We start from the raw sequence: 26,998 nt of genomic DNA, 5'->3' as shown, positions 1-26,998 counted from the left end.
CACATTTTTTCACAGTTACCCTAAACCGCCTCCGTAAGGCGACCTATTGCAGCTCATTGTGAAACTGATAGTGGTTCTTCAGGTTTTTCTTGGCGCCGTACATTGCCATATCCGCCTTGTGCATCAGTTCTTCAAGCTCAGTTCCATCCTGAGGAAATCTGGCTATGCCGATACTTACAGTCACTACGATTTTCACCCTTTCGTGCTCATATACGATATGGAACATGTCGAGTATTCGTTCTGTGACCGTTACTATGTCGTCGTCTCCTTCGATATCCTGCATCAGCACGACAAACTCATCTCCTCCTAGTCTCGCTACGATATCGGAGACTCTGATCGCGCTTTGGAGAATCGAAGCACCCTTTTTCAGCACTTCGTCACCGGTATCATGACCAAACAAGTCGTTGATCGCTTTAAAACGGTTGAAGTCGATGTAGAGTATGGCGAATTTTTGCCCTGCTCTTTTAGCGTGTGGTAGGTTTGTTTGCATGTATTCAAAAAACATTTTTCGATTTGGAATCCCCGTAAGTGAGTCAAAAAACGCAAACTCCTCAATTTTCAACTGATGCTCCTTCGCTTCAGTGATATCGTGGATGATCAATGCGAACTCACGGTCTCTCATCGAATATAATTCAATTCTAAACCATTTGTTCAAGCTTTCAAAGAATTTTTCATCAATGACAAGCGAAACATCGGTTTGATCCAGATTTTTCAACAGTTTCTGTACAGCTTGGGCTTCAGAACTCAAGAAACCTAAAATCAATTCCGACAGCTTATGCTTGCGCGGCTGGATACTCATAGCAAACAGTTCTTCCGCCTTGGCATTGACGGATAGGATAAGGGCGTCTAACAAACCCGATTCGGTCGAGTTCAACATTTCACAAAAGACGATCCCCTGATTCATGTTGTCAAACAAGAGTTCAAACCTTTCCTGGGTCTTTTGCAGCAGATTGTACTGTTCATACATCGATCTCAGATCGGGGTTTACGATATGAAGCAGTTCGGGGGTATGGGACAAGTCGATCGATTCGATCAATCGGTCTAGGGTGTTTCTATTCGTGTAATCTTCTGGAAAAGACATGACGGTAAAATTAAGCCTTACTTCAAAGACGCGTCGCTTTACATAATACAGAAATGTCATCTTTTCTATCAAGTCATCGATATGGCGTATCAGTTCGTTAAATGACCTGAGGTCGTGATAGAAGACGACTATCCCGTCACCCCAACCCATACTATGGTATTTTAAAGGCAAATGGCCTCTAATTCTTAGCAAGAGATCGTTCATGAAGTTTTGAGCGACTTCCTTTCCTAACTCCTCCAGCTCAGCTGAAACTTTCTGAACGCACAAATATACGGTATACAGATGCCCATTGTGTTCTCTGGCATAGGCAAGCAGCTGCCTAAACTTTGTGAATCTGTCATCATGGACAAGCTCGTCCTTTAACGGCATGTTATGTAGGTCCTGATTTTTTTTCAACTGCGAAATCACACGCTTCAAGTTCATCACACGATCATACTGGTCGGTCTGATCGATCAGCTGAAGCATGACAAAATCCCCTTCAGCAGTCGCTAAGGGTTCGATTTTGAGATTGTGTCTGATTTTATCACTATCCACAGCCAAGTCGGGATTGAGCATGACATAGTTCTTATTAAAACCGCTGGACAAGAACCAACTTTTACTTGATTCCATCGTCTGTAAGATCCTATCCCTGTAAGTAGGTTTGGTGAAAATCGGGAATAGCTCGAAGAAGGTGTACCGACTGATCTCTTCACTGTTAAAACCACACATTTTTTCAAACCACGTGTTGTGGTAACGGATTGTAAAACTGCGATCGATGATGACTACGCCTAGTTGAATCTTATCAACGATCTTATCGACTGTAGGAAACTCAATGTCATTCTTCAAAACCCTCACCCATTTCCCTCAACTTGGCCGTTAACGCATCAACAGACTCTATACTCAAGGTACAGATGATCAACCCGTCGATATCGGTTTGAGCCACATTGAAGCTCAAGTCCATCACTAGAAGATAACTTCCGTTATTAACTTCAACCGCTTCTTGCAAGTCCTTTTGATCAAATACATTCATATTGGGAATATCGAATGTCACTTTGGTATGCATGATGTTGCCAAAACCTCCGATAACGGCATTCAATATTATGTTGCCAATTTCTTTGACGACATCTAAATCGGTATCCAAGAAGTCATTGAGATCATCACCTTCTGAAAAGGCTTCCCCCATTACCATTGCAACTAGCTTTTTAACCTTTGCGGCTTCAAAAACAAGCTGCGCTTTTCCCATGAGTGCGTCACCAAATTCGATCGACGATGACAAAAGGTATCCGTTTAGTTGCGTGTTCAAATTGATCAGCGAGGTACTTGACCTATCGATCAGGCTTACTTTTGGTATGCTCAATATGATTTTCCGATTGATCATTTCTGATAGATAACTCGCCGCCTGTCCGATGAACAGATTGATCTGCTCACCTAAGACATCTTGTTCAAACTCATTCAACATGACTGGCACCCTTTATCAAAGTGGCGATTTCCAGGGCCTTATCGCGATTAAAGGGTTTATTCACAAACCCGTCTATGCCGATCTGATCAAGTTCCTCCTTGATTGCCGTCTGCACATCCGCAGATAGGACTATGACCATGACCCTCTTATCGCTTGCACGTATTTTTGAAATCATTTCCTCGCCTTGCATGTTAGGCATGAGCAGATCAGACAGAACCACATCGAAAGATGACTCATTGAATTTTTCGAGTCCTTCCCTCCCATCTGAAGCCAGTTCTATTTCGATATCAGGAATAAGCGCGGTCAATTCCTTCTTGACCATATTTCTTGTGAATCTTGAATCTTCAACTACAAGCACTCTCATCGCTGCCTCCAATTACTCCCGCAAATATACAGGAACTTTCATTTCACATGTCACACCTTGTCCGACCTCACTATCAAAAGCAATCGTCCCATGCAGTGTTCTCACAATCACATTATAGATGACTTGCATACCTAGACCTGAACCGCCCTGGCTTCGTTTAGTGGTGAAATATGGCTGGAAGACAAGAGCAAGATGCTCTTTTGTCATCCCTTTACCATCATCCTTATACCTGATATGGATATGTTCATCCGTTTTTTGAATTTCGATCGTAACGGTTCCATCAGTCCTGTCTTCAAATCCATGGATAATGGAGTTGAGGATAAGGTTGGTGAATACTTGAGAATAGGACCCAGGATAGCTTTCTATCACAATCGGACAATCGCTTGTGAACAAAATCCGATGGCCTTGCCTTTTCCACTGATGACTCAGGCTCTTTATCACATGATCCACTGTATCGCATAGGTCAAAGTTTGATTTTGCTTCAGACAACTGATCGACGGACATCTTTTTAAAGCTTTGGATCATATCCACCGCCCTATTGATATTCATTTCAAGAATGCTGATCGCTTCATCCTGATCTGACAGGTATTCCATCAACTCCTTCTGATTCAGTTTTCCATCATTCATCTTTCTTTTAAAGGCTTCATGTTCATATTTCAGATGCGATAAAGCAGTCACACTAATGCCTACCGGGTTGTTTATTTCATGTGTGATTCCACCTACCATCGATCCAAGTGTCGCTTTCTTTTCAAGATCCGCCAACTGAAGCTCGGCTTCTAGGAGTGCTCTCTGGTGCTCTTCCAACTCTTTTTTCGCATTAAATTCCTCTGTCATATCGACAGCTACGGTCAAGATACAGTTGGGCGATTCCGATTCAATGGCTATACATGCCTTATAGACCTTGTAGATTCCCTGCTGATCAAACTGGTTTCTAAAATTTTCATAGGGAATCATCAGTTCCTTGCCATTGGCAAGCACTTCCCGGTCACGTTCGATATAGAACTGCTGTTCCTTATCATCGATAAAGGGGAGGATCTCTGTCAGTTTCTTGCCGATCATTTCTGCCGGTGACAAACCATAAAAAGCCGCCATCGCCCTATTGACCAGTAAAAACACACCTTCTGAATTCTTGATGAAGATGAAATAAGGAACCAGATCGATGATCGCATTCAATAGATTCTTATTGGCCGTCAGCTGTTCAAGGCTTCTCGCCCTATCCACCTTCATGCTCTGGGCCTCGGACAGCGATTCAGAGAGTTCTCTGGTACGTTTGTCAACCTCTCGTTTCAGTAGGGCTACCCACAACCACATCAAGACGATAAGTACGGCTGTAATGCCTATCACGGTTAAAAATTCACTGGTTTCATAAAACCTAGCCCTTTTCACAGTAGTCCATTCGTTTTCGATAGCCCTTGCTTCACTAGGATCGATCGCTTGAAGCGATTTATTGAGTATTGAAAGCAACAGGACATGCTCTTTTCTTACGGCGAAGGACAGAGAGTAGGATATGCCCGAATTTTCGATGACTTTGAGGTTTAAAATTCTGTTTTCCTGTATCTTGTAGCTCGCGGTTCCTAAATTTACAACGATCGCATCCACTTCACCTAGGGAAACGGCGTTTAGGGCTTGGTCCATATTGTCGAATACTTTCGTATTGATTGTCTTAAACTGGTCTCTGACGACTTCATTGATGAACCATCCGTTGACTGTCGAAATCGTCTTACCCTCCAGATCCTTCATCGATCTGATATCCGGATTGTCCTGTCTGACTACGATTACTGCAGGTATGTCGATAAACGATTCCGAAAAACCGTACACCGGCTTCCTATCCCCTGTTTCAGAAGCTGTCACCAAGTCGATCTCGTTGTTTTTAAGCGACTCCAAAGCATCGTTCCAAATCGCGTATTCCGCCACTTCAAATTCAAGGCCTGTGATCTCTGATATTCTTTTAAGGTAATCGGGGACAATTCCTTTTATCGTATCGTCTGAGTCCTTGAACTCAAAAGGGGGGTAATTTAGATCAGGAGCATATTTAATCACCGGATGTTCTTCCATCCAGTTCATTTCTTCTTTGGTAAATGTCACATCAGCATAAATCGTGCTGAACAAAGCAAATAGAACAATCCATGAAAAAGTCTGAAAAACGACCCTCAATCTAGCACTTCTTCTCATCTTTACACCTCATGTCTCATTTAATGTTCTATTTATACCTTCTTTCAATTACTTTATTCAAAAGGATGAGAGATAATTCGCTTGATGTGGCTACATCCACTTGATTTTGACTCCAACAAAAAAAGTCCACATGGACTTTTTTAGTTTATTTATTGGTTATGACGTTCTTTCGAGGATGAATCGACACGGTGTGTCGCTAAAAAGAACCTTGCAGGTTCGTTCATCATGTCCATAGCAAGGTCGATGATCTTATCCACCGAATAACTTTTAGACAGATCAAGCATATTGTTTACCATTCTCTGATAATACTCCGGTTGATCGACTAGTGACTTTATATGGTGATGCAGCTCCTTGATATCCTTTACTTCAATCGCCATCTCATGTTCGACCAAAAAGCTTGTGTTCTCTTGCTCCTGGCCGGGGATCGCAAAAGGAATAATCATAGGGATGCATTTGTTGATCGCTTCTGTAGTCGTTAAACCACCAGGTTTTGAGATAATCAGATCCGCTTCTTCCATCAGTTCATGAACGTTGTCTACAAATCCAAGGACCTTAAGATGACCGTCTTCGATAAACGCCCGCAAGTCCTTGTTCAGATGCTCCACCAAGCTTTCATTCTTCCCGCAGACTACCGTCAGTTTAAGCCGTTCAGGAATTTTCAAAAGTTCCTTTACTGCCTCCTCCATGGGCTTTAGCCCCATGCTTCCACCCATAATCAGCAGTTCAAAGGGTTTATCGGAGCTAAACTGCCTTACCTTTGACACTTTGAACTCATCTTTTGTGGGAATGCCATAGGCGAATATCTTATCTTTGCTTATTCCTCTTTCAACAAGGCTGTTCTTCGTGTATTCGCTAGCGGTGATGTAAACATCCACATAAGGGTGGATATAGGTGTAATGCGCCTTAAAATCCGTCACGATCTGTATAAAAGGAGCATCAACCTTTCTTTTTTCCTTAAGTGCGCCGATAATTGGCGCTCCGAAAGGATGGGTCGATATGATTAGGTCGGGAACCGTATTTCTAATCACTTTCTTTAGTCGCAGTTCGGTCGCAATAAAAACGTTTCTTGCTATGATCCTATTAAAGTGTTTCTTATCGGCGGTTTTATAAATAACTCCATAAGTTTTGGGCAGTTTTGTAGCAAGTATCTTATAGCCATCTGCCACAATCATGTTCATGCCCCTGCTGGTAGTCTTGAACATATCTACGATATGTACGCTCATGCCCTTCTCTTCAAATTCCTTTTTCAGATTGTTCGCGGCTTGATTATGCCCAGCACCAGTTGAAGCAGTCACAATTAATACGTTCTTCACAGTTACACCTCATCTACTCAATACTCCATCGTATGCACAAATCACACATGCTTCTAATCCATCCTTTTAAAACCTTGCAGTTTCACTTTAGCATGTGAAGCTTAAGATGAGATTAGAATTCACTAAGAGTTTATGTTAATTACTTAAATATTGTACCATGAGATCTTTAAAATTCCAAAATCAAACGGCTACAGAGCAATCAAATCTAGCCTTTCATTTGAGAAGCAATGCTCTATCTGCCGAATCTGACTGGTCAGATAAATCACTTGCCGTGACTTGGCTATGCTTTTTAGCACCGTGAATGATTCTGTCAATCTGACCTGGTCGAAATGAACGAATGCATCATCAAGAACAAGTGGCATCTCTGAACCCGGATCGCATAATTCCAGCAGTGCAAGCTTAAGCGTCAGGACGACTTGGCCTATCGTCCCCGTGGAGAGACTGGTGATGTCGATCACATCGTACACTCCGTCTTTTACAGCATGCAAAACACCGTCGAGTGAGATGTTCAACCCCGTCACACTATTGTCGGTGATATGCCTTAACAGCTCGTTGGCTTTCTTGATAAAGGGAGGCTGATTCAGCTGGTTCAACTCCTTTTCCACAGTCCTTACAACTTCATGCAAGACCAGATGTTCATCATACTGTCGTTTTTTAACCTGTAGCTCTTGGCGCAACCCGTTGATTTCCTCATCGATATCCTCTGCAAGTTCAAGCGGAATCCCCGAGAGTCTTTCATTCAATCTGACGTGCTCTTCTCTCAATGTCATCATCTCTTCATTCAGCGCAAGTACGTCCTCTTCAATATCATTCAACTCCCTAAAATCGTCCAGTCGGTCCTGTGCCTTGATATGGTGCTTGGACAGCTCGAAAGCCTTGTCCTTTTCAAGAAGGTCCCTTCTTGTTTCAAAGGCGACCATACGCAGATGATCGATTTGCGATGGCACCACCGATCCATAAATGGATTGTAACTGGACCAGATGTGCCTCTCTTTTAGACTTGATCCGGCCCATTTCGATTTGCAGGTGTTTTAGCGTCTCCTCATTTGAATTGACCTGATGGGTGTGAATGTCCCTATCTTTCAGCTTAGAGGCGAACTGGTGGTACTCCCTCTCAAATTGGTCAGGCTCGGTGCAGCCAAGATAGCTGAAAAAACCAGGAATTTGATTTTTAAGCGGTTTAAATACCAATAGGTCTTCTTCTACGACACGCTTTGTGTTCTGATAGCTTTCAATCATGCCAATGACTGCTTCAATCTTTGAACTATCGTACATATCAAATCGGCCCCCTGAATCGACAAGGGTTTCAAAGTAGATGATGGAACTCAGTTCAGCTTGCAGTTTAGACAAGCTTCGGTCCAAGACCTCCAATTGGGTTTTCCCTTCTTTATGGCTTCTTCTAGTGTTCTCGAATAGCGATAGGATTTGCCAAGTTGCCAGGGCACCTCCCGCACCGCATAGAAGCATGCCGACCAGTCTGAAAAGGTCCTCGTTTCGGTTAAGAAGTACGAGTCCAAGACTCAGGAATAAAAGAAACCCTATCCATCCTTTAAGATCATGTTTTTTCACAGAGTGGATTTCACCCTGTAGCTCTTCTTTTTGCAGCGTCTGCGACCGATACCTCTCGAAGGCGGTCTTCAGTCGGGTAGCTGGTACGATTAGAATCTGAGTCGACGTGACCAGTTTACCAAGTTCCAGTCCAAGGTATTCCACATCCTTCACTTTTCTTTTATGGAGCATATAGTCCCTGGCAAGGCGTCCGAGGTCACCTGAATCCTTAAAATAGCCGCCCCATGACTCAAAAGCATGATCTGACGGGCTAAAGACAGGTTTTGACTCCCTCAAGCTGTCGAGAGTGCTTTGAGTCTCTTCAATTCTTAAAACGCATTGCTCGAGCTTTTCGTCAAGACTCTGTAGTTGACTCAACCAGAATCCACTTACCCTTGCTTCGTGATTTTGCGCTTGCGAGTATGCCCTCAACTTCTCCAGCTCATCTTTCAAAAGAAGGATCGGTCTTTTTAAGGCCGCTTCACGCCTTTCCTGTTCAAGCTCCGAAAGCTTCTTACCATTCAACCTAAGCCCATAAGCAACCTTGTCGAATGCATCGAGATCGCTTGCCAAGCTTATCGTTTGCTCGCTCAAGGATTTTCTTTTTATATACAATGCCTTTAATTCATTTTCCATCGCCGCAATCACTGATTTTGAGTGTCTGTGATTTGTGAAAAGTACTTTGGCCCCCTCAGTCAAGTCTTCCTTCAGGTTAGTGAATGATTTTAATCCATCAGGGAGCAAGGAATAGAGAAGAAGCTCCTTCCATCCGTCAGACGACTTGAGTTCATCTACCTGCTTGATATCCCGGTGGTCGATAATCCAGTATTGACCGTGTCTCAGCCTTGAATCGATACCCATTACTGGAATCGCCGAGTTTCTAAGTTGCTGTACACCTTGGTCGGTTGTCAGCTTTGCCACCGGCTTACCACTCAGCTGACGACTGACACTAAAGGCAATCTCGCCTGTGCACTGGGCATTTATTCGAATCGCACTGCCATTCCACGGCATCTGAGGGTGACTGCCGTTTGCCGGTTTAAAACCGTCCATAAGAGACTTGATCGCCTTAACAATCGTAGATTTTCCTGATTCATTGTTTCCATGGATGACCGTCAGATTCGTTGTGAATATGAGTGTCTTGTCCACGTGGCATCCGAAGTGGTCCAGATGTAGCTTTTCAAGTTTCATCACCGTCTCCTTTTTTCCAAAGCTCGTACAAGGAGGCCAATAAGGATTCCTTTGAGTCCGTGAGTTTTTCTATCATGGATTCCTTTGACGAAAGAAAATTGACGTTCAACCGGTCGTGTGCGATCTCTTCTATGACCCTTTCATAGCTCTTCTCGCAAAGCTCTGTAAACTCAGTAGGCAACTCAAAAGCTTGTAGGTTCTTTCGCTGCCTATGATTGAACTTGCACAAGACAGGATAACCGAAATACTGCTCTAAGGATTGCATGATTAGAGCCTCATAGGCAGATTCCCATATAAATCCGATATCCCCTTCAAAAATCACATGATACATGACGTCTGACAAAAGTTGCTGTTCCTCTATGGCATAGACCCTTAGCATATACTCTTCAAAAGAGGACGCCTTTACAGGCACAATGATCTCATAAAGCGCTACAGCTCCCAAGGGCACCTGCTCGATACCTACTCCGCCGGGGCCTATGTCGATGACAAGACCGCCCTTTAGACCGGTGTCTTGTAGCCTTGAAGGCGTCAGGCAACCTGAATAGGCGCATGCATCACTCACCTGCATCGACTCATGGATATGCCCGAGAGCCGTGTAGTCGTAGTTCAGACTTTCAATTTGCCTGATGCTCATCGGATAGTATGGGGCTTTCCCTTCTGGCAGCTTGCCGCTGACCACACCGTGAACTACACCTAGGTTGATACAGTTCTCGACCGCAAGTCCCATTTTACCGATAATAGGTTCATAAGGCTGTCTTACTTCATATCCTACACCATGAGCGCAGATTTGAACTCCCTTATGGGTGAATAGGCTTGATTCTGGATTAGCACTGTCAAATAGAACAAACTTATCATAGTCACCCAGCCCGCGAAAATGGTTCCGACCAATCCAATAATCATGGTTTCCGCTTGCATAGACGACGAATTTCGAGTCAGAGAGAATTTGCTCGAACATCTTGTTGATAAGAAAAATCCACCGATGCGCATTTTTCTCGTTGTCGAACAAATCGCCAGGAATGATCAGACCGTCGATTTCATGCTCACGCATGAACATAGGTATCTTATTGATGATTTCTGTAGCATTGGTCCTTATCCGAGTTTTATAAGTCGAAGGAAAACCGGTAAGGCTGGCACCTAAGTGCATATCGGAGATTTGTAATACTTTCATTATTCTATCAATAATCCTTTCAAAGTGTTTGTAACGTTTCACAGTTTTGTTATAATGGAATCAGCACTTGTACCGACACATTACAGAACGTACGTTCTGGTCATATTATACACTTTAAACCCGTACCTGTCGAACACATGGAGGCATTATGAAGCAAATAGATAAGTACAATCTTTTAGAACTGTTTCACAAAGACGATCAGCAGTCCGTATATATGGCGATCAACCGTGAAAAAGAAAGCGAAATCGCGCTTGTCAATGAAATCAAACGCAATCAGCTCATGCCTGACTTTATTTTTGAGGAACTGGTACGCAACCTGACAAATGTCTCATTTTACGAATTGGGTTCCGAGCTTGTTCTTGCGACCATTTACAATGAGGGTACCCCTCTCAAAACGTATCTGGACAATTATCAGCCTAACAACCAAACCCGCTTTAACATGATGTACGAGCTGCTGCTTAAATGTTCCGATTATGATTCTCTACCAGGTAATTATAAATCCATTCTTATCGACCCGCAACAGATGGTCTATAAAAACGATCACATCCTACTAAACGAGGTCATCCTACTTAAAGATCTCGAAAACGCATCGAACTATCATGACAAGTTAAGGAATCTCTTCTATCTTCTATTGGACGAGTTGGACTCACCAAAAGCGCATGCGATACTTGATTATGTGGATAGTGACGAGTTTACAGAAACAGCACTTATAAAAGACATTTTTAAAAAATACCGTAACCTTTACAATGACGCCGCTCAGGTACAAGAAAAGGACGAGCATCTCACAGCCTTCGTTCCTGTCGGCGTTGACCTTGATTCCGATGAAGAGGAATTAGAATCCTTCGAGGAGCCACTTGACTCTTTCGAAGAGGATCTTGATTCCTTTGAAGAACCTTTTGAATCCTACGAAGAGGATCAGGAAGCGTACGCAGGACAAGATGAGCCTGACGCTGATGATGAGGATGTCACAAGCACTGTCCTTCCTATCCCACCTACAGAGCTGGATGACTTTCTTGACGATGATTCGGCAGATTTCGATCGTGATGAGATCCGAGCTGAACCCGACTATTTTACAGAACATCGAAAAGCGCTTGCTGAACGTAGCTTGACCGAAGAAAAAAAAGAGAAGCGTAAGACACCTTGGTTGTTGCTTCTTCTGATTCCACTGATCTTCCTGATTTTCTGGTTCATCTTTTACACACCAGAGAAAGATCCAGGTATCGCGGTGGACTTCGAGGTCGTTCCATTCACGAACGGATGGATGTTCAACAACAAAACCTCGACTGCTGAAGACACCACGATCAAACGTTACTTATGGTCTGTCACCAAAGACGGCGTCATCATCGAAACTTTTGAAACCGAGCAAGCCATCTTCCAACCGACTGAAAACGGAGAGTACACCATCACCCTTGTCATTATCGATTCGAACGACCATATGAGTGAAAGCTTCAGTAAGACACTCATGTACGACGGGTTCAAAGAGTCAGATGCTGGAGAGGTTGAAGGCGGTGATGGCACTTCAGAAGAGGTTACGCCTATTCCAGAGGATACCAAAGCAGGTGATGTCTATCCCGATGAATCCACTTCGAAAACAGGAAAGGCAAGCGTGAGAATTACTGACCCTTCGGACAAGTTCTATCCTGTACTCAGCTTAAGCAACATCTTCGTTTCTTCAGGAGATGTCGCCAGTATGTGGATAAAGACCAGCGACAACAAGACTGTCGAGTTGAAACTCCTAGGGTATAAGGATGGTATGCTCATCACAGACTATACTTTTGCACATGAACCAAGTTTGGCCGATTTTGAACTGGTCACCTTCACTTTCGATTATTCAGGAGCGGATAAGGTCGTACTTGAAATCAAGTCGGACAACAAGTATGTCTGGGTCGACAGCCTTATTGTTGAAACGATCAAGTAATCCTTTAAGGATCATGCAAACGCTAAAAAACCGTTTACGGCTGAACTTCAGCCTGTAAACGGTTTTTCTTATTTGGTCGACTACTTATGCGTTTCTGATAATATTCATGGCGAAGTCCCTAGCCTTCGACTCTATCCCTTCCACTTCTAGGATGCTTCCCGGATCATTGGCTATCGCTGTAAGCATTGAATAAGGAGGGAGTTCAAACCCCTTGTTGATCGTAAGCGCTCCGATAAGCTGGCATGCGACAGAATCACTTCCAGAATTACCTGAAACGATTAATCCGTAGATTTGTTTCTCGAAAAAGCTGATTCTCCGATACAAGACAGTAAGTCGATTGATCAGTGCGCTATGCATCGCCGACACGGCATCATTGTAGTTTGGACATACCCATACGATGATATCAGCCCACTCTATGGCTGGAAGTATCTCATTTGTGACTTGGCCTCCATAAAAACAGCTATTTGCCTTTGAATAATGCATACAGGTGGTAAAGTCACACCCTTTGCAATCGACGATATTTCCGTTTTCAATATGCATGACCTTTCTTTCAAAAGCACTCAGATGTCTGTCAACCATCTCCCACAGCATCAGCGTGTTGCTTGTTTCCTGCTGAGACGCGTGAAGCACCAGAATCTTTTTACGGCCTGTCGTCTGTTTCTTATTCAAATGCTCATGCATTTCCTTAATCCGAAGTCTGCAGACTTCTTCGAGTGGAAGCGAATAGTTCTTCTGCCATGTCTTGAAGTTCTCAAACTGCCTGACAGACTCCACTAGGCAGTGTCCACAGAATGTCATCCCTTTTTGGTTCAAGAGAAAAATTAAATTTTGAGCATAACGTTTGGTAAAGTACTCGTTTTCGGAGGCGATGAGTATCGCACCCTGCATACCTGACAATCCAATCGATTCAAACGCCTCGAATACGGACCGGGTGATAAAAGGGTCATCCCCCATCCAATTCATGTCTGCCGCGAATACGATCAGATCGCCTTGTTCGAAATCGATCTCCTTTAAGGAATGGATGATGCGATAGTCTGAATAGCTGCATAAGGCTTCTATCATCAGCGTCAAGCTATCACTACTTGTCCTATTACAAATCAGGTAACGTGTCATAATCATTCTCCAACTGTAACAGCGTATTTTCTATCCATGTTCTCAGCATAGGATTGTCTTCATGCTCTTCAATCTCGACACCACGCTTGGTCCATCTGTTTTTAATTCCCAAGTACTGGCTTCCAAAAGGAATGGTCGAATGATGCCATCTTCCTTCTAAAAGGGATATGATTGAAAATGCGGCAGAGGAGATCGCAGGAGCGATATAGGGTTTATACCCCGTATCACGGACTGCAAGATTAGCCCGTATCGTCTTTTCCCTAAGCCTAAGAGAAGTTGCTTCGTTAAAATCATGATCTAGCGCGTTGACCACGATCAGATCTTTTCCATGAGGTCCGAACACGCGTCCTTTCTCTTCAAAGTAGTTCAGTTGCTCTTTGTCAGCATAGTATCTCGCACGAGCGTACATGACACCCAAGCCGAATCCCTTGACTTGAATCGGACAGAACGCACCTTCTGAAACCGCAACCGCTGTCTCTTTTGCAACTTGACACAAGAGGTCTACAGGGTCGGAGACCACACAGAACAGTCCTTTAAATCCGCTTTTGACAGCCTTTGTCATCACAGATCTAACGATCCCAGCATTAGCTTCAAATTGAGCCATTCGAACATCTGATACTGCGCTTCCCACCTCCGGCACCGCTTTAGAGGCAGTGAATATGAAGATGTCCGTGTTAAAAAGATCGGAGTCCGCCACCTTCACTACAGGAACCATCTTCCTCCCCAAATCGTATATCTGATTCAGTTCAAATTCATATCTCTTGATCCTGTTATCGTCCAGGTCGTAAATGCCAATTTCAGAAATAACGTCGGGGCTGATGGTGCGTAGTGCGATAGCAAGCGTTCCACCCACATCTCCCAAACCCAAAACGGTGACTCTGAAGGGAGCTTTAAAGCCGTCAAACCACTCCTTGGAGGCTAAGCTGTCAAAATATGCTTTTTTTTGACCCCTACGGTCGAAAATCGGTTCGACACCTGCTTCCCTATATGCTTTCTCAGTCATGATCAATCCATCATAAGTTTTTTCTCTCACTTCTTAACCTCCTGATTCTGATACTGTTTTACAATTCGGTTCATTAGTTCGATATCGTTTTTGATGAACTCAGTCGGTTTTGCATTCATGTGATATGCCACCTGGTTGCCTTTGTCAGGAAATCTCGGTGATAGCATCACTTCTGACAAGTTCGAGAGTGTAAGATTTCTTTCATGGCACCTTAGGTATTCCTTCTCTAGCGCCTCCATGATCTCATAGGCATTTTGCAGGCATACCATCGAGAAATTAGCGATTTTTTCTTGATTCACATCTTTGATATACCTAGGATAGACAAATGGCAGAATCAAGTTGATGGATGGTAACAGGTTGGAATCGGACAGTTTGCCGCGCCACAAGGTGTCACCACCCAAATAAGGATAGAGGATACTCTCGTTGAACCACAGTTTAAGTCTTGGGATAAAGTATGCCGATTCGACAGGTATGTCGTTCATTTCAAGCCAAGCCTTTCCACGTCCTGAAAGAATCGCAACCGTCAGCTGCTTTAGTTCCACATCATGGTCCTTAAGGTATTTCCATATAGCCTTAAACCTGTATCCTTTGTCCATCAGGTCATCGACAAGTATCACCGGTCTATTGTAGGATTTGATGGTTCTTGACTGAATATCCAGATCCAGATAATGCGGATAGGCCATCACTTTGTAATTAGTGACTTCCGGATTATAGTAACGCTCCGTGTGAAAGGCCTTGGTCACCGTATTGGGAAGCGTCCACCGTTTGAAGATATCGCCATAGGTCACACAGATCGAATCTCCGAGCTCCCTTGGATTTGTCGGGACTGTCGAAACTCCGTTGGAATCACATATCTTCTTGATCAGATGCTCGTAGATCATCATACGGTCAAAGGATAAGACAAGATTCCCGGGGTAGAAGTCGCACAGGGCTCTTTGCAACCTTTCCCTGGCGTTCACGATCGCTCGTGAAACACCTTTGGCATTCCTGTAAGGTGCTTTGATCATGGATTTCCCATCTAGACTTAAGGAGATAGGCGAACTCATGTTGACAACATGAACTTCGTTGTCGTCCTCGTCCACTACCGATTCGAATCCCTGTAGGGCAAGTAATTTTATGATATTGGGATCATTTGAGTTAAAGATATCCCTATAGATCGCATAACTGTAATCCTTTGCGATACAATAGGCTAAGGTCTCAGTAAGAATGACCTGTTCTGGATTTTTCATCGATGAATCGGGATCGACAAGCAGCGCGTCAACAACAACAATTCGTCCGACCGATTGGTCCCGTATGTAATCGCTTAAGGTTCCTGACTCAAATTCAAAGTAGATCATACTGCTACGCAACCAGTGGAACAGCGAGCAAGCGATAATCTTTTCTGATTGCTTCAGATCCCTGATAATGAGAAGTCTCGTCGCATTGGCATAGATCTTTGAATTAAGAAGATCCTTCGCATAGTCAAAATCGAGTCCAAAGGTCTGACAAACCTCTAGGAGCACATCATCCTGAACATCGTCTATGACCTTCACGCTTAGGGATCTGATGGTCATGGTGTCTTTAAACTGCGGTTCTCTCCTATAAAGACCCTTGTCATAGATATATTTTTGCACGAGTGACTCTGTCAAATCCGAAATATCCCTGTTTTGATCGACAAAGGTTCTGATTTGCGTCGAGCTGATGTTTTCAATGTCCCTATCAAGGCTCATCCTGATCACATCGCCTTTGATATTCTTGATTACTTCTTCAAGCCTGACTTCGTCCTTTACGTTACCCATGCCCTGGGCGCGTTCAAAAATAATATGCGAGAGCGTCAGCAGCACTTCCCTGACCTCTTCGTTCTTATAGGCCGAAGCGTGGGTTAGCACATCGGACCCCATCACGAGGTGGACATCCCTTGGCTCAAACACTTCCTTAAGCTCTAAAAGATCGACCGGATTACCGATATTCACGACAAAATTTCGTGGGAATGTGTAGATGTCAAGTTCGTCTGCAATCGACATTTTGGTAATGTTTCGTCTAATCATGTTGGGTTGGGTCCGTTTGGACCAGCTAAACTCATCTACAGCCAAATAGACTTCAAATCCAAGATTCCTTATTTTACATGCACTTGCCTTATGCGCCAGCGAGAAGGGATCGAAAGCACCTGGGAAGAATGCCACTTTATTTGGTGAGTTGATTTCAAGCACACCGAACTCATGCATGTAGTCTGAAATAAAACGATACATATGGTTTAGGGCCGATGCGTTACTCATAAACATGAGGTCGGTCTCATCTTCCACATTTGTGATGATTGTCAGTATTTTTTTTGCGACGATGCCATATAATCTGCTTTTCTCCTCAATCGTAAGAATTGTCGATCCGAACAAGGTGGAGCCGATCACGTTGAAGGCACTTTGCGAGACTTGCTGTTCATAATGCACAAGACCGTTGAACAAAACAGAAAAAAGTTTTTTGATCGACCTGTCATCGATGCCTCCTGTTTCGCGTGAACGCTTAAACTGATCCACAAGGCCTACACTGGCCGTATCCAATACCAGCGTGCAGGTCTGAGGATTGGCCACCTTCATCTTTTCGATGAAATCATTGATGATCTCATCATGCTCGACATCGCTAAGGCGGTTGAGCAGTTTCCCCAGATAGATAGGAATGAACTTTGTAAACTGGTAGCCTTCGATCTCAAGCGCACGCAGAAGCTCCACCACTATATCGTTTTTCTGCTCGATGCTGATCTTATCGAAGATTCTGACCAACGCGTTTCCGGCGCTCTGTCTGACCTCCTGATAGGCACTGACCTTCAATAGATTGGAAAAATGGAGTGCTGTATAGAATGCGTCGATCCGCCCCTGCTTGACAAGCTTTACAAGCATGTCGATCTGCAGCCTTTTCACGACAGATGGAGTTGCGGTTTTAAGATTGCTAAGATACAGATGGGCCGGGTCATCGTCAACACATGGCACATTGTCAACATTCGAACCTGTCAGCGTCGCCATGATCTCCGACTTCATAAATTCCAGCACCGCAGGATAGCTTGTGTCTGTCTGGTCGAAAAGTGCGTTATAGTTCATTTTGGCAATGATTGAAGGATTGATGAACCGAATGATCCTTCTTAAGGCGTCAAGCGCTTCAAGCCTGGTTTTTATGCTGTTTTGAAGCGCCATCTTGTAAATGAGCGTCATCACGTAAAGCTGCATCGAATCCTTGCATCTGTCAATTGGAAGATACTTGAGCACTTTTAATAGATAAGGATGGAGCTCCTCATCTTTTCTGTATTTTTCAAAATAATCAAGCACGACTTTGGTGTAGTTGATCACATTGCTCTTATCAGCATTTACCAGAAGTGATTCTACAAAATACCCGAGCGCGTTGCCTATCCAACCCCTATGTTTTGGTGTTGTGGCCACATCCGCCTCTAGAAACTTGGTAAAATACTCTCCAAGCAGGAGGATGCTTTCCTGTTTGAACAGGGAAAGATCTACATCCTCAGGAAGTTCTTTTCGGTGTTTCTCATCGTAGGATGCGATGATCTCACCCATCATCTCGGCACATTCCTGTCTTATATCTTCTTCAGGGTGTGTCAACCTTTCAAAGAGGAATCCCAGTACCGTACTTTTTTGCTTTTGAGTCAAGTACATGTAGTACTCGCTGAGCATAGAAAGATAACCTCTTAGCTTATAGAGGTCCTCCTCACTTCTCGCATGCTCTAAAATCGCATTCATGGACGCTTCGTCCCTAAATAGGTTCATCATGCCGATATTGTGCTCGATGGCGAGTTCCTTAAACCGTTTGGTGATGTCCGCCCCATACATGAGGGCATACATTTTTCTAGGTTTTATCTCTCCAAGATCCGTGGGCATCTTTCCAGCGATGTTAAGCTGTACCCCCAGGTCAAGCATATAGTATTCAAAATCCCTTAGCTTCGCATAAACCTTCTTATATCGCTTTTCCTTTGCCTCATCGACATTGTCAAGTTTGTTGAGGATGACTTTGAACGATTCCTTCAAAGAATAGAATTTCATGCTGAAAGGATGCGCCTCTTCAGGTGCCTTTACGCAAAAATCACTATAGATAAGCACTAGGGATTCCACGCTCAAATTCTCAAGCTCGAGATCCCACGTCGAATGGTTTACGGCGACGTTTCTGATATAGGGCATTTTCCTATTGTCAAACCATTCACCGGTATAGAAATAATGAAGATAGGCTACCCTTCTTCCTTCCTCTGGTTTACATCCGTATTTTCCTATGTCATGCCCTGCCGCTGCGCCCGAAACTCGCCCCAAGTCAATGGATATCCCGGCTGATTTCAGCTGTCTGGCGATTCGTAGCGCTAGATAGTGGACACCGCAAATATGATCGAGCGTCGTGTAGCCCATGATTTCATAATTGAGTTTCATCATTTCATAGATGGCGTTCTTCTCGAACAGATGGACAAATCGTCTGTACTCTTCTGGGGATTCCAGTTCATCTATCTCATGCCCGCTTAAGAGCTCAAAAGGATACGCACTCTGAAAAGAGCCGTCGTCCAATTTTTTTTGAAGTTCATTGACACATTTGAATAGGGCGATAAAAAGTTCACATGCTCCATCAAAGTCCAGGTCGAACTCAATTTGAACCGCTTCGGCAAAGTTCTTGTTTAAGGTATGACTGTAGATATAGAGCATCCAATCATCCGGTTTTTTCCCTTTGGAAAGACCGACCAAGAGCTCCTCGACGATTGACAAGAGTCTTTTCGCAGAAAAGTCCCTATCTTTCACCAGTGATGAGATCGCATCTTTGAAGGCTGTCTTGTGCAGATGATAGTCCACCAGTTCCTTATTCATATGATGCCGTCTGATAAATTCAATTTCACCGGCGATTGCCAATAAGTCATGATATAATACTTTAGCCTTTTCTTTATACATGAATGCTCCTTAATCTATATGACAATTTACAAATTTAGTCCTAAAACTTAATATTTTATCCATTTTGCCGATAACCTTATAAAGGATAGGGAGGTGATGGTATGAGTATGCTAAAATCGGTTACAAAGACTTCAAATTATCGATCTAATATTCATGGAAGGTATAAACTGAACGGAGAAGTGATAAAACCAGTTTCCGCACTCGAAAATTCAACAGTCAGCCATTACTCGCGCATCGATTTATTTCCTAAAAATCAGTATCACCGACTGAATTCGAGCCTCTTCAACACACTAGACAATGAGAGAGAGCAGGCAAACAAGTTACTTCATGAAAAAATTAAAGATCTCGAACGCTATATAAAAGATGTGATCAGCGCATATAACCACATTGTAGGAATCATCGTTGAAATCGAAGCTGAAGAGGAAAATCAGATCGATCACGAGATTCAAAACTTCCTGATCTTGAACCACCAAGCCTTTAGCGCTCTTGGAATCAACATTAGGCAGTCGCTGTACCTTGAATATGATACCATCATGCTGCGTTCGGCTATTCGTGCCTTAACACCGGAGGAGATCATTTTCAGACTGTTTTCAAACAAGGGCCTACTCGTCATGTTGTTCAGAGTAGTCGATCAGGTAGTCTACTCCTTGAGGAGCGAACCAGAATCCACTTTATATCCAGGTAGTGTTTTCGATGTGAAGGCCTAGTTTGATCTTCAGCAATTTAGTCATTTAAAGTTGCTAAACTTAAAGCTCCTTTTAAAACAGATATCTTATAAGGCAGCTTATCCCCTTTTTCACCGTCGATATCGACGGTGAGATTCTCTTTGCAATCCACTTCAAAGGATTTCACTTTAAAATAGATAACATTGTGATCCTCTATATGACGTCCTAGGAGCATTTCAAACAAAAGAATGAAACCTCCGATAAGTCCTGTCTTCTTGATGATGAACAAATCAATAAAGCCGTCAAAACATGACGCATGAGGGGCAAAATAGGATAGCCCGCCAAGATGGGTGCTGTTGATGGCAATAAACATATATGCATCCAATTCTACTGTGTGCTCGCCAATTGTGATTTTAAAGCGATTGGCTTTTTTCATGGACTTGATGGCATCGAAAACGGCTTCGATATAATACGCGAACTTACCAAAGAGCTTCTTGCGGTTTCGGTCTACCTTAAAACCGATGTCTGAGATGAATCCAGCTGCAATGACATTCGTAAAATAGGTTCCATTGGCTAGGCCGACATCCACATTGACAACTTTGAAGTCTGTCAGATAGTTGAAAATACCATTTTCCTTTGTAGGAAGTTTAAAATGGCTCGCTAAATCGTTTACTGTTCCTGCGGGTATGATGGCGAGTGTTGTCTTAATCTCGTTTTGCATCAAACCGTTTACCACTTCATGTACCGTCCCATCGCCGCCTACCGCTATTAGCAGATCGCACGTCGGAGCATGCTGTGCAATCCGTTTGGCATCTCCTTCTACAAGAGTTTCAAAAACGGTCACTTCATGATTACTATCGAGTAGGCGTTGAACGACCTTGATAACGTTTTTTTGAATGGTTGTAAGACCTGACTTAGGATTTATAATAAACACGTATTTCATAAAGTCCTCCTTGTCTTTCTATCTAGATTATAACCTAAGTACAAAAAAAAATCCCCAATTAATGGGGATTTATAATGCAACTGATAAATTAGACGACTGATCTTATTTTTCCTTCTCGGTTCTTTTGCAAGCTACACTTTTTAGATCCCCATACTGCTGATCCGCTGGCTACTCAAAGTGTAAACTGTTGTTTTCGACATAGAAGCTGCCAGAAAGTGAATCTTTGATTCTCTTTTGCAGGTTCTTAATCACAAGGCAGGTTTTTGGAAACGCGTTTTGATGAATTCTCACCTCGCCGTCTCCACGTGTCTTTAAAATCTCTTCGAGCATCTCAACATTGCTCTCAAGCCTCCTGGTCTCATCCATAAGGTGCTCATAGGTGATTACCATGCCCTTGTAGGTATTCAGTCCCTTTTCGTCCAGTCGTTCCATATTGCCTTCAAATATCTCAAGCTGTTTTTTGAGTCTGTTGCCTTTTACATGTAGTTCATTGTATTTGATCAGCGCCGCTTCGAGTTCATCCTTAACGCATCCTCTTTCAAACCCCGTCACGGATATGTCAGTTCTTCTTTCAGACCGGTTACCGATTGTTCCTGTGATGATCTGATGTTTGACTTCGACTTTTCCACCGATGATACGGCCTTGTTCGGGACTGACGATTAGTTTTTTTGCTTTCAGGTCGCTGTCCATCGCGTAAAAGCCTATGTTGATGATATTGTCAGCAGTCACTTTCGCTTCATTGACATACTTCAGATACACATTTTGTCCGGCAATGATTCTTGCGGTGTTTTTACCGTTGACGCCACCCTTGATAAAAATATTGCCTTGCTTTGATTGAATCACATTGATCGCACCGACGCCCATATCGCCGTTGATTGTGATGTCATTTTCAGCAACCACCGAGAAACCATCTTTGACTACGCCTGTGATCGTCACATAGCCGTCAAAATCTATATTCCCTGTCGTATAATCGACGTCTCCATCCACTTTAAGATGGTTGTCTACCATGATTTTTCCTTCAAGCATTTTTACCGCCCCATCTTTGAGCGCATATAAGGCAGACTTTCCGCCCTCGCTTGTTGTGCAGGCAACCGTCCTGTGGTCGTATTTTAATGTGATGTCTCTACCGACTTTTGCCGGAACTGGAAGGCCGAACACACTCGTTCCCGCCTTTCCGATCGTCGCGGGTGTTTTCTCACCCAGCCATTCCCCAACGTTCACATTATCAATCAGATTCAGTTCGTAGTGGTTGACGTTCCCGTTGCTGAGCATCAGGGGTTTCTTCTGTGAAAACCTGTAATAGCTTACCGTCGCGTCCTCACCCGGAACAGGCTCCACCCCTTTTGCAACCAGTATCCTTTTTCCTAGGTCGGGTACTGGTTTGAACACTTCTTTTACGATTCCGGTTGTGATTCCACGAGCTTTTACGGCTTCTACCATCTCGGTCATCAGCTGAGCGCTTTCACGGCCGCAGTCCTCGCTTGTCATGTTGAGCTTGATAAAGGCTTCAAGTTCGTCCCGTGTGATTTCAATTTCAATTTTATCCCTATATACGCCGATGATCAGTGGCTTAGCCACCTCACCTGTGATACATCGATTCAAGTTTCCGAAATTAGTCAGCTTCAGTCTAGGTAAAATTTCTGTGACCTCTGTGAAGGACTTTAAATCATAGCCCACTTTAACTACTGCAATAAAGACATTGATTCCATCCAAATACAATCTGAAATAATCATTCTGAAATAAGTCCATCCATTCACCTCAACATTAAGTCGTATTATGTCAATTATAACTTTTTTACAGCATAATTGTCGACATATTTGAAGTTTTCTGAATTTATTTGATATTTTTTATCTAAAATGGGTATTTATAAAGGCACAAAAAAAGAAAGCACATAAGTGCTTTCTTTACTCTATCTCTTCAATAAGGCTTAATACCCGTCACCGGTTGCTTCCTGATGAGTTGCGATTGCAACTGACGCACTCGCGCCAATTCTTGTCGCACCGGCATTTACCATCGCCATTGCGGTTTCAAAATCCCTAACTCCGCCAGAAGCCTTAACACCAATTTTAGGTCCCACAGTTTTTCTCATGAGCGCGATGTCATCAGCTGTAGCACCACCAGTACTAAATCCAGTAGACGTCTTGACGAATTCGGCTCCTGCTTCGACTGAAAGTTCGCAAGCTTTCACTTTTTCTTCGTCTGTCAACAAACAAGATTCAATAATGACTTTAAGTAGTGCTTTGCCGGCAGTTTCAGCTTTTACCGCTTTGATATCCTCAAGAACGACATCTAGCTCACCGTTCTTAAGTGCTGCGATGTTGATTACCATATCGATTTCATCAGCGCCAGCTTCAATCGCCTTCGCTGTTTCAAATGCTTTCACTTCTTTGACAGAAGCACCAAGTGGAAAACCGACAACCGCGCAAACCTTTACAATTGAACCCTCAAGTGCTTCTTTTACTACAGGAATGTAGTAAGGATTTACACATACTGAGAAGAACTCATGTGTTCTTGCCTCTTCACAAACTTTAAGTACTGCTTCTTTGCTTGATTCTGGTTTTAAGATCGTATGATCAATGTACCTATTGATGTTCACATTTTCACCTTCTTATATTATTTCTACTTCTACGCCGTTTTTAAGACCAGCTGCATTCGCCTCATCTACATCAACGTGAAACTCAAGTGCAAACTCTGGATGCACTCTAACAAGGACCTTATTGAAAACGATGCTTCTTTCGCCTTCTACTTGAACAGATACAACGTCCCTATCCTTAAGTCCAAAAGTTTCAGCCTCAGATGTGTGCATATGGATATGTCTTTCTGCAGCAATTACACCTTCAGAAAGTTCAACCTCACCTTTAGGACCAACCATTTTAATACCTGGGCTACCAGCTAAATCGCCTGAACCTCTTACCGGTGGTTTTACCCCTAAGGCAAAGCTATCTGTAATCGAAACTTCGATTTGACTTTGTTTTCTTGCAGGACCTAAGATCCTTACACCTTTAATAGTACCCCTTGGTCCTACTAAATCAACTTTTTCCTCACAAGCATATTGACCAGGTTGCTTCAGGTCTTTAAAGTTTGTCAACTCATGACCCTCACCAAACAATACGTCGATGTCAGCTTGTGACAAATGAATGTGACGATTTGAAATACCCACTGGAACTAGTTTCTTAGTCATTGTTTCCTCCTTAGGCACATAAGTAGTAATGCGCCTTTCATCCTTTTTTTATTAGAATGGGTAAGTCTATGACTTACTCATTGTATACAGCTTTAAGGTAATTTTCAATTAGTGACACTATCTAAAGTTTATCACTACTTCTTGTGCATCTTTCTATTCGTACACAGAAGGTTTCAAAACCGCCACAAAAGGAAGGTTTCTGTACTTCTCGGCATAATCGATTCCATAGCCTACGATAAACTCATCTGGCACTTCGACACCTTTGTAGTCGATCGGCAAATCTACCTTTCGTCTTGCAGGCTTATCAAGTAATGTGCATATTTTAATGGACTTGGGTTTTCTCGACCAAAGGTTCTCAGTCAGATACTTTAGAGTCAATCCTGTATCGATGATGTCTTCAACAATAAGAATATCGCGTCCTTCAATGCTCAGATCCAAGTCCTTGAGAATTTTTACCACTCCAGAACTCTCTGTAGCTAGTCCATAGCTTGAAACAGCCATGAAATCCACATCAAGAGGATGATCGATTTGTCTGATAAGGTCACTCATAAATACATTGGCGCCCTTTAAAATACCGATGACCATTAAATCCTTATCCCAGTAGTCTCTAGTGATATCCTCGCCGATACGTGCACATATCTTCTTAAGTTCATCCTCACCAATCAGTATCTCTTTTATGTCCTGTCTCATGCTCTCCTCCTGGTTTCACTTCTTCATAATCCGCTTTAATGGCATTTTCAACATCAAACGCCTCTTGAGTCTTAATTTTATCAAGGTAGTAAGTGTTAAGCAACTTACCTAAATAATAAATTAACGTAATGAATATGACTGAGTCGTCCAGCACGCCAAATGGAAAAATCGGTTCCGGCAGCACATCATATGGAAACACGATGTAAAAGACTCCTGCTGCGATGTAGATTTTTTCTAAAATAGGATAATCACTATCTTTAAGATACTTGAATAGATACTTGAAGTATTTAATATTTTTAAGCATGTCGGTCACCTTCAATCCATCAGATGTTTAAAGACCTTTCTCAATGTCTTTTTTTCACTCTCGTTCAAGTTCAACCTGTCATCCTTGCTGTTTGATGCAAATTCTCTGATCTTATCGCTTAAGGAATTCGGCATGCCCATGATTTCCATTACGATTTCCTTCATCTCTCCATAGGTTTCTACGGTCATGCAGTTGCACATTAGTTTTTCATATGGAAATTTGTCGATATGAATATTCAGTATCGCGACATCGCCGATCTGAAACGTGTCTTCACTGATGCATTTTATACCTACGTCGGTAAACCCGATCATAATGAGTTCGATTCCGTCCTTAACAGGAATCTGCTTCCCGTTTCTATAGTAAGAGAAACACTTGATTCTTTCATAATACGTGACTGTAGTCGTTTTGCCCATACTCCGTTACTCCTAATCTTCGTTAGAGTGCAATACCCTTCCTTCAGTTTAACATGAAAAGGCATAAGGTTCAAAATATATCAAAAAAACGTTTTGACCGAAGTAAAACTTATGTGTTACACTATCAAGAACAATCGAATACAAAATGCGAATCGAGAGGCTGCGGTTGACATGAGTATGCGAAAGCAGAAAGGGGAAACCGCCGAAATGAAATTCATTGGGGGTATACTGAACAAGTATATCACTGTCTACCTTAGTGTGCCCGCACTAAGGATGGCGCGCTCGCTCGCATTGGGCAAAGGGATACGCGTAAACGCAGGCTCACTTTGCCTGTGTTTTTTGTTGCTCAATTGACAAAGGAGGCAACATGCATACTAACTTGCACGTACTGAAATTCGGTGGCACCTCTGTAGCCACCACACTAAAAATGCAAACTATCGCAAAAAAACTGATGCTAAGGCATCGATCAGGTCAGCAACTGGTAATCGTAGTTTCTGCTATGGGAAAATCAACCGATCATCTCGTATCGCTTGCAGGTTCTCTGACTGCAAAACCCGACAAAAGAGACATGGACATGCTTCTTGCAACAGGTGAACAAGTTTCAATCGCGCTCTTGTCCATGGCCCTCAAGGCGCAAGGAATCGATGCGGTGTGTCTGACAGGTGCGCAGGCTGGCATAAAAACCGACGCAATCCACTCTAAAGCAAGAATTCAAAATATTGAATCCGACCGAATCCAGGCACACCTGGACAAAGGTTCAATCGTGGTGGTCGCAGGTTTTCAAGGTGTGACAGACCTCGGCGACATCACAACACTCGGACGAGGTGGATCAGATACCACTGCGGTTTCCCTGTCGGCGGCTTTAGGAGGGACCTGTGAGATCTACACCGATGTGGATGGGGTCTACAGTATCGATCCACGCCTTTACCCAGCTGCTAAAAAATTAGATGTGGTCAGTTATGACGAAATGCTTGAAATGGCCAGCACCGGCGCCGGCATCATGGAGACACGAGCGATTGAGGTAGGACATAAATACAATGTACCGCTGATCATCGGATTAAACACAATGGATATCCCGGGAACACTAGTAAAGGAGCTGGATGAGACTATGGAACAAAAGGCAGTCACAGGACTGACAGTTACAGACAATTGCTTGATGGCAACAGTCACGCGCATGCCGTATGACTATAAGCGCATCGCCAGACTTTTCGCGTCACTTGCTCAGGAGAACGTTCTAGTCGATATGATTTCTCAAACGGCTCCATACGACGGCTTTGTCACCTTATCCTTCACCACTTTGAAGGACGACGCTGAAATCGTCTCGCAGATCTTAAGGCAAAGCCTTATGGACAACGACGGCGCGACATTCAACTTTGACGATAACGTCGTCAAATTATCCGTTGTCGGTGTTGGCATGGTCAGCCAGACCGGAGTCGCATCCAAACTATTTGACATCTTCGCAGCACACGACATTCCCTTCTACCAAGTCACCACCAGCGAGATCAGCATCTCCTACACACTTCCAAAAGCGCTAAAACAACAAGCCGTCACCCACATAGCCAAAGCATTCGACCTATAAAAAAAGGGCTGTTCATC

The 26,998-nt window shown here is 43.3% G+C and carries 20 protein-coding genes and 1 riboswitch; of the genes, 3 read left to right on the top strand and 17 right to left on the bottom strand.

Annotation, left to right across the window (positions count from 1 at the left end; genetic code table 11):
• Positions 1 to 43 precede the first annotated feature (43 nt).
• The 7 genes from DWB64_RS03370 to DWB64_RS03340 form a co-directional block, all read right to left on the bottom strand.
• Positions 44 to 1,906, bottom strand: coding sequence for a sensor domain-containing diguanylate cyclase (locus DWB64_RS03370; RefSeq protein WP_164980210.1), 1,863 nt, complete (start codon positions 1,904 to 1,906; stop codon positions 44 to 46).
• The gene (locus DWB64_RS03365) at positions 1,896 to 2,519 is read right to left on the bottom strand and encodes a hypothetical protein (RefSeq protein ID WP_129486777.1); all 624 of its coding nucleotides are present in this window, start codon (positions 2,517 to 2,519) and stop codon (positions 1,896 to 1,898) included. Before DWB64_RS03365 ends, DWB64_RS03370 begins: the two co-directional genes overlap by 11 nt.
• Complete coding sequence (locus tag DWB64_RS03360; RefSeq protein ID WP_129486776.1) at positions 2,509 to 2,883, bottom strand: response regulator; 375 nt, start codon at positions 2,881 to 2,883, stop codon at positions 2,509 to 2,511. Before DWB64_RS03360 ends, DWB64_RS03365 begins: the two co-directional genes overlap by 11 nt.
• Before the next feature lie 12 nt (positions 2,884 to 2,895).
• Positions 2,896 to 5,055 (bottom strand): ATP-binding protein, encoded by a 2,160-nt coding sequence (locus tag DWB64_RS03355; protein WP_129486775.1) that lies wholly within the window; start codon positions 5,053 to 5,055, stop codon positions 2,896 to 2,898.
• 149 nt (positions 5,056 to 5,204) lie between these two features.
• Positions 5,205 to 6,368: a glycosyltransferase gene (locus DWB64_RS03350; RefSeq protein ID WP_129486774.1), complete on the bottom strand. Its 1,164-nt coding sequence runs from the start codon at positions 6,366 to 6,368 to the stop codon at positions 5,205 to 5,207.
• Between the two features lie 188 nt (positions 6,369 to 6,556).
• Positions 6,557 to 9,103, bottom strand: coding sequence for an ATP-binding protein (locus DWB64_RS03345; protein ID WP_129486773.1), 2,547 nt, complete (start codon positions 9,101 to 9,103; stop codon positions 6,557 to 6,559).
• Positions 9,093 to 10,271 (bottom strand): metallophosphoesterase, encoded by a 1,179-nt coding sequence (locus DWB64_RS03340; RefSeq protein ID WP_129486772.1) that lies wholly within the window; start codon positions 10,269 to 10,271, stop codon positions 9,093 to 9,095. The genes DWB64_RS03345 and DWB64_RS03340 overlap by 11 nt, the downstream gene beginning before the upstream one ends.
• A 148-nt stretch (positions 10,272 to 10,419) precedes the next feature.
• Between DWB64_RS03340 and DWB64_RS03335 the strand changes: the two genes are divergently transcribed.
• Positions 10,420 to 12,189 carry a hypothetical protein gene (locus DWB64_RS03335; RefSeq protein WP_129486771.1) on the top strand — a complete coding sequence of 590 codons (1,770 nt, stop codon included), beginning with the start codon at positions 10,420 to 10,422 and terminating at the stop codon, positions 12,187 to 12,189.
• Between the two features lie 84 nt (positions 12,190 to 12,273).
• Here DWB64_RS03335 and DWB64_RS03330 read toward each other — a convergent pair whose 3' ends face one another.
• From DWB64_RS03330 to DWB64_RS03320, 3 genes are read right to left on the bottom strand one after another with little or no spacing between them, the layout of a single operon-like run.
• Positions 12,274 to 13,302: a flavodoxin family protein gene (locus tag DWB64_RS03330; RefSeq protein WP_243118940.1), complete on the bottom strand. Its 1,029-nt coding sequence runs from the start codon at positions 13,300 to 13,302 to the stop codon at positions 12,274 to 12,276.
• Entirely contained in the window at positions 13,280 to 14,335 is a 1,056-nt protein-coding gene (locus tag DWB64_RS03325) for a lactate dehydrogenase (RefSeq protein WP_129486770.1), read from the bottom strand. The genes DWB64_RS03330 and DWB64_RS03325 overlap by 23 nt, the downstream gene beginning before the upstream one ends.
• On the bottom strand, positions 14,332 to 19,206 hold the full coding sequence (locus DWB64_RS03320) for a cytidyltransferase (RefSeq protein ID WP_129486769.1): 4,875 nt from the start codon (positions 19,204 to 19,206) through the stop codon (positions 14,332 to 14,334). The genes DWB64_RS03325 and DWB64_RS03320 overlap by 4 nt, the downstream gene beginning before the upstream one ends.
• 101 nt (positions 19,207 to 19,307) lie before the next feature.
• Here DWB64_RS03320 and DWB64_RS03315 point away from each other — a divergent pair, with 101 nt between their 5' ends.
• Positions 19,308 to 19,913, top strand: coding sequence for a hypothetical protein (locus DWB64_RS03315; protein ID WP_129486768.1), 606 nt, complete (start codon positions 19,308 to 19,310; stop codon positions 19,911 to 19,913).
• A gap of 16 nt (positions 19,914 to 19,929) precedes the next feature.
• Here the strand turns inward: DWB64_RS03315 and DWB64_RS03310 are convergent, their stop codons facing one another.
• From DWB64_RS03310 to DWB64_RS03280, 7 genes are all read right to left on the bottom strand, one after another.
• Positions 19,930 to 20,814, bottom strand: coding sequence for a diacylglycerol kinase family protein (locus tag DWB64_RS03310; protein ID WP_129486767.1), 885 nt, complete (start codon positions 20,812 to 20,814; stop codon positions 19,930 to 19,932).
• Positions 20,815 to 20,982: 168 nt separating this feature from the next.
• A complete protein-coding gene (locus DWB64_RS03305; protein ID WP_129486766.1) occupies positions 20,983 to 22,563 on the bottom strand; it encodes a DUF342 domain-containing protein in 1,581 nt (526 codons plus the stop codon).
• A gap of 178 nt (positions 22,564 to 22,741) precedes the next feature.
• Positions 22,742 to 23,410 carry a deoxyribose-phosphate aldolase gene (gene deoC / locus DWB64_RS03300; protein ID WP_129486765.1) on the bottom strand — a complete coding sequence of 223 codons (669 nt, stop codon included), beginning with the start codon at positions 23,408 to 23,410 and terminating at the stop codon, positions 22,742 to 22,744.
• A gap of 12 nt (positions 23,411 to 23,422) precedes the next feature.
• Entirely contained in the window at positions 23,423 to 23,995 is a 573-nt protein-coding gene (gene pduL / locus DWB64_RS03295) for a phosphate propanoyltransferase (protein ID WP_129486764.1), read from the bottom strand.
• A 153-nt stretch (positions 23,996 to 24,148) separates the two neighbouring features.
• Complete coding sequence (hpt, locus tag DWB64_RS03290) at positions 24,149 to 24,685, bottom strand: hypoxanthine phosphoribosyltransferase (protein WP_129486763.1); 537 nt, start codon at positions 24,683 to 24,685, stop codon at positions 24,149 to 24,151.
• Positions 24,651 to 24,989, bottom strand: coding sequence for a YkvA family protein (locus DWB64_RS03285; RefSeq protein WP_129486762.1), 339 nt, complete (start codon positions 24,987 to 24,989; stop codon positions 24,651 to 24,653). The genes hpt and DWB64_RS03285 overlap by 35 nt, the downstream gene beginning before the upstream one ends.
• An 11-nt stretch (positions 24,990 to 25,000) precedes the next feature.
• On the bottom strand, positions 25,001 to 25,402 hold the full coding sequence (locus DWB64_RS03280; protein ID WP_129486761.1) for a hypothetical protein: 402 nt from the start codon (positions 25,400 to 25,402) through the stop codon (positions 25,001 to 25,003).
• Positions 25,403 to 25,548: 146 nt separating this feature from the next.
• A riboswitch (Lysine riboswitch) is annotated at positions 25,549 to 25,694 on the top strand.
• Between the two features lie 75 nt (positions 25,695 to 25,769).
• Here DWB64_RS03280 and DWB64_RS03275 point away from each other — a divergent pair.
• Positions 25,770 to 26,981 carry an aspartate kinase gene (locus tag DWB64_RS03275; RefSeq protein ID WP_129486760.1) on the top strand — a complete coding sequence of 404 codons (1,212 nt, stop codon included), beginning with the start codon at positions 25,770 to 25,772 and terminating at the stop codon, positions 26,979 to 26,981.
• Positions 26,982 to 26,998: the final 17 nt, after the last annotated feature.

The organism is Fusibacter sp. A1 (assembly GCF_004125825.1).
Lineage (GTDB): Bacteria > Bacillota > Clostridia > Peptostreptococcales > Acidaminobacteraceae > QQWI01.
This window is presented reverse-complemented; position numbering and strand designations above follow the sequence as displayed.

What these genes read in the sequence shown, in the direction of transcription:
- DWB64_RS03315 (WP_129486768.1), top strand. Translation starts at nt 19,308, where the DNA reads ATGAGTATGCTAAAATCGGTTACAAAGACTTCAAATTATCGATCTAAT.
- DWB64_RS03340 (WP_129486772.1), bottom strand. Translation starts at nt 10,271, where the DNA reads ATGAAAGTATTACAAATCTCCGATATGCACTTAGGTGCCAGCCTTACC.
- DWB64_RS03330 (WP_243118940.1), bottom strand. Translation starts at nt 13,302, where the DNA reads ATGACACGTTACCTGATTTGTAATAGGACAAGTAGTGATAGCTTGACG.
- DWB64_RS03345 (WP_129486773.1), bottom strand. Translation starts at nt 9,103, where the DNA reads ATGAAACTTGAAAAGCTACATCTGGACCACTTCGGATGCCACGTGGAC.
- DWB64_RS03320 (WP_129486769.1), bottom strand. Translation starts at nt 19,206, where the DNA reads ATGTATAAAGAAAAGGCTAAAGTATTATATCATGACTTATTGGCAATC.
- DWB64_RS03305 (WP_129486766.1), bottom strand. Translation starts at nt 22,563, where the DNA reads ATGGACTTATTTCAGAATGATTATTTCAGATTGTATTTGGATGGAATC.
- DWB64_RS03365 (WP_129486777.1), bottom strand. Translation starts at nt 2,519, where the DNA reads ATGTTGAATGAGTTTGAACAAGATGTCTTAGGTGAGCAGATCAATCTG.
- DWB64_RS03285 (WP_129486762.1), bottom strand. Translation starts at nt 24,989, where the DNA reads ATGCTTAAAAATATTAAATACTTCAAGTATCTATTCAAGTATCTTAAA.
- pduL (WP_129486764.1), bottom strand. Translation starts at nt 23,995, where the DNA reads ATGACTAAGAAACTAGTTCCAGTGGGTATTTCAAATCGTCACATTCAT.
- DWB64_RS03280 (WP_129486761.1), bottom strand. Translation starts at nt 25,402, where the DNA reads ATGGGCAAAACGACTACAGTCACGTATTATGAAAGAATCAAGTGTTTC.
- DWB64_RS03335 (WP_129486771.1), top strand. Translation starts at nt 10,420, where the DNA reads ATGAAGCAAATAGATAAGTACAATCTTTTAGAACTGTTTCACAAAGAC.
- DWB64_RS03310 (WP_129486767.1), bottom strand. Translation starts at nt 20,814, where the DNA reads ATGAAATACGTGTTTATTATAAATCCTAAGTCAGGTCTTACAACCATT.
- hpt (WP_129486763.1), bottom strand. Translation starts at nt 24,685, where the DNA reads ATGAGACAGGACATAAAAGAGATACTGATTGGTGAGGATGAACTTAAG.
- DWB64_RS03275 (WP_129486760.1), top strand. Translation starts at nt 25,770, where the DNA reads ATGCATACTAACTTGCACGTACTGAAATTCGGTGGCACCTCTGTAGCC.
- DWB64_RS03360 (WP_129486776.1), bottom strand. Translation starts at nt 2,883, where the DNA reads ATGAGAGTGCTTGTAGTTGAAGATTCAAGATTCACAAGAAATATGGTC.
- DWB64_RS03355 (WP_129486775.1), bottom strand. Translation starts at nt 5,055, where the DNA reads ATGAGAAGAAGTGCTAGATTGAGGGTCGTTTTTCAGACTTTTTCATGG.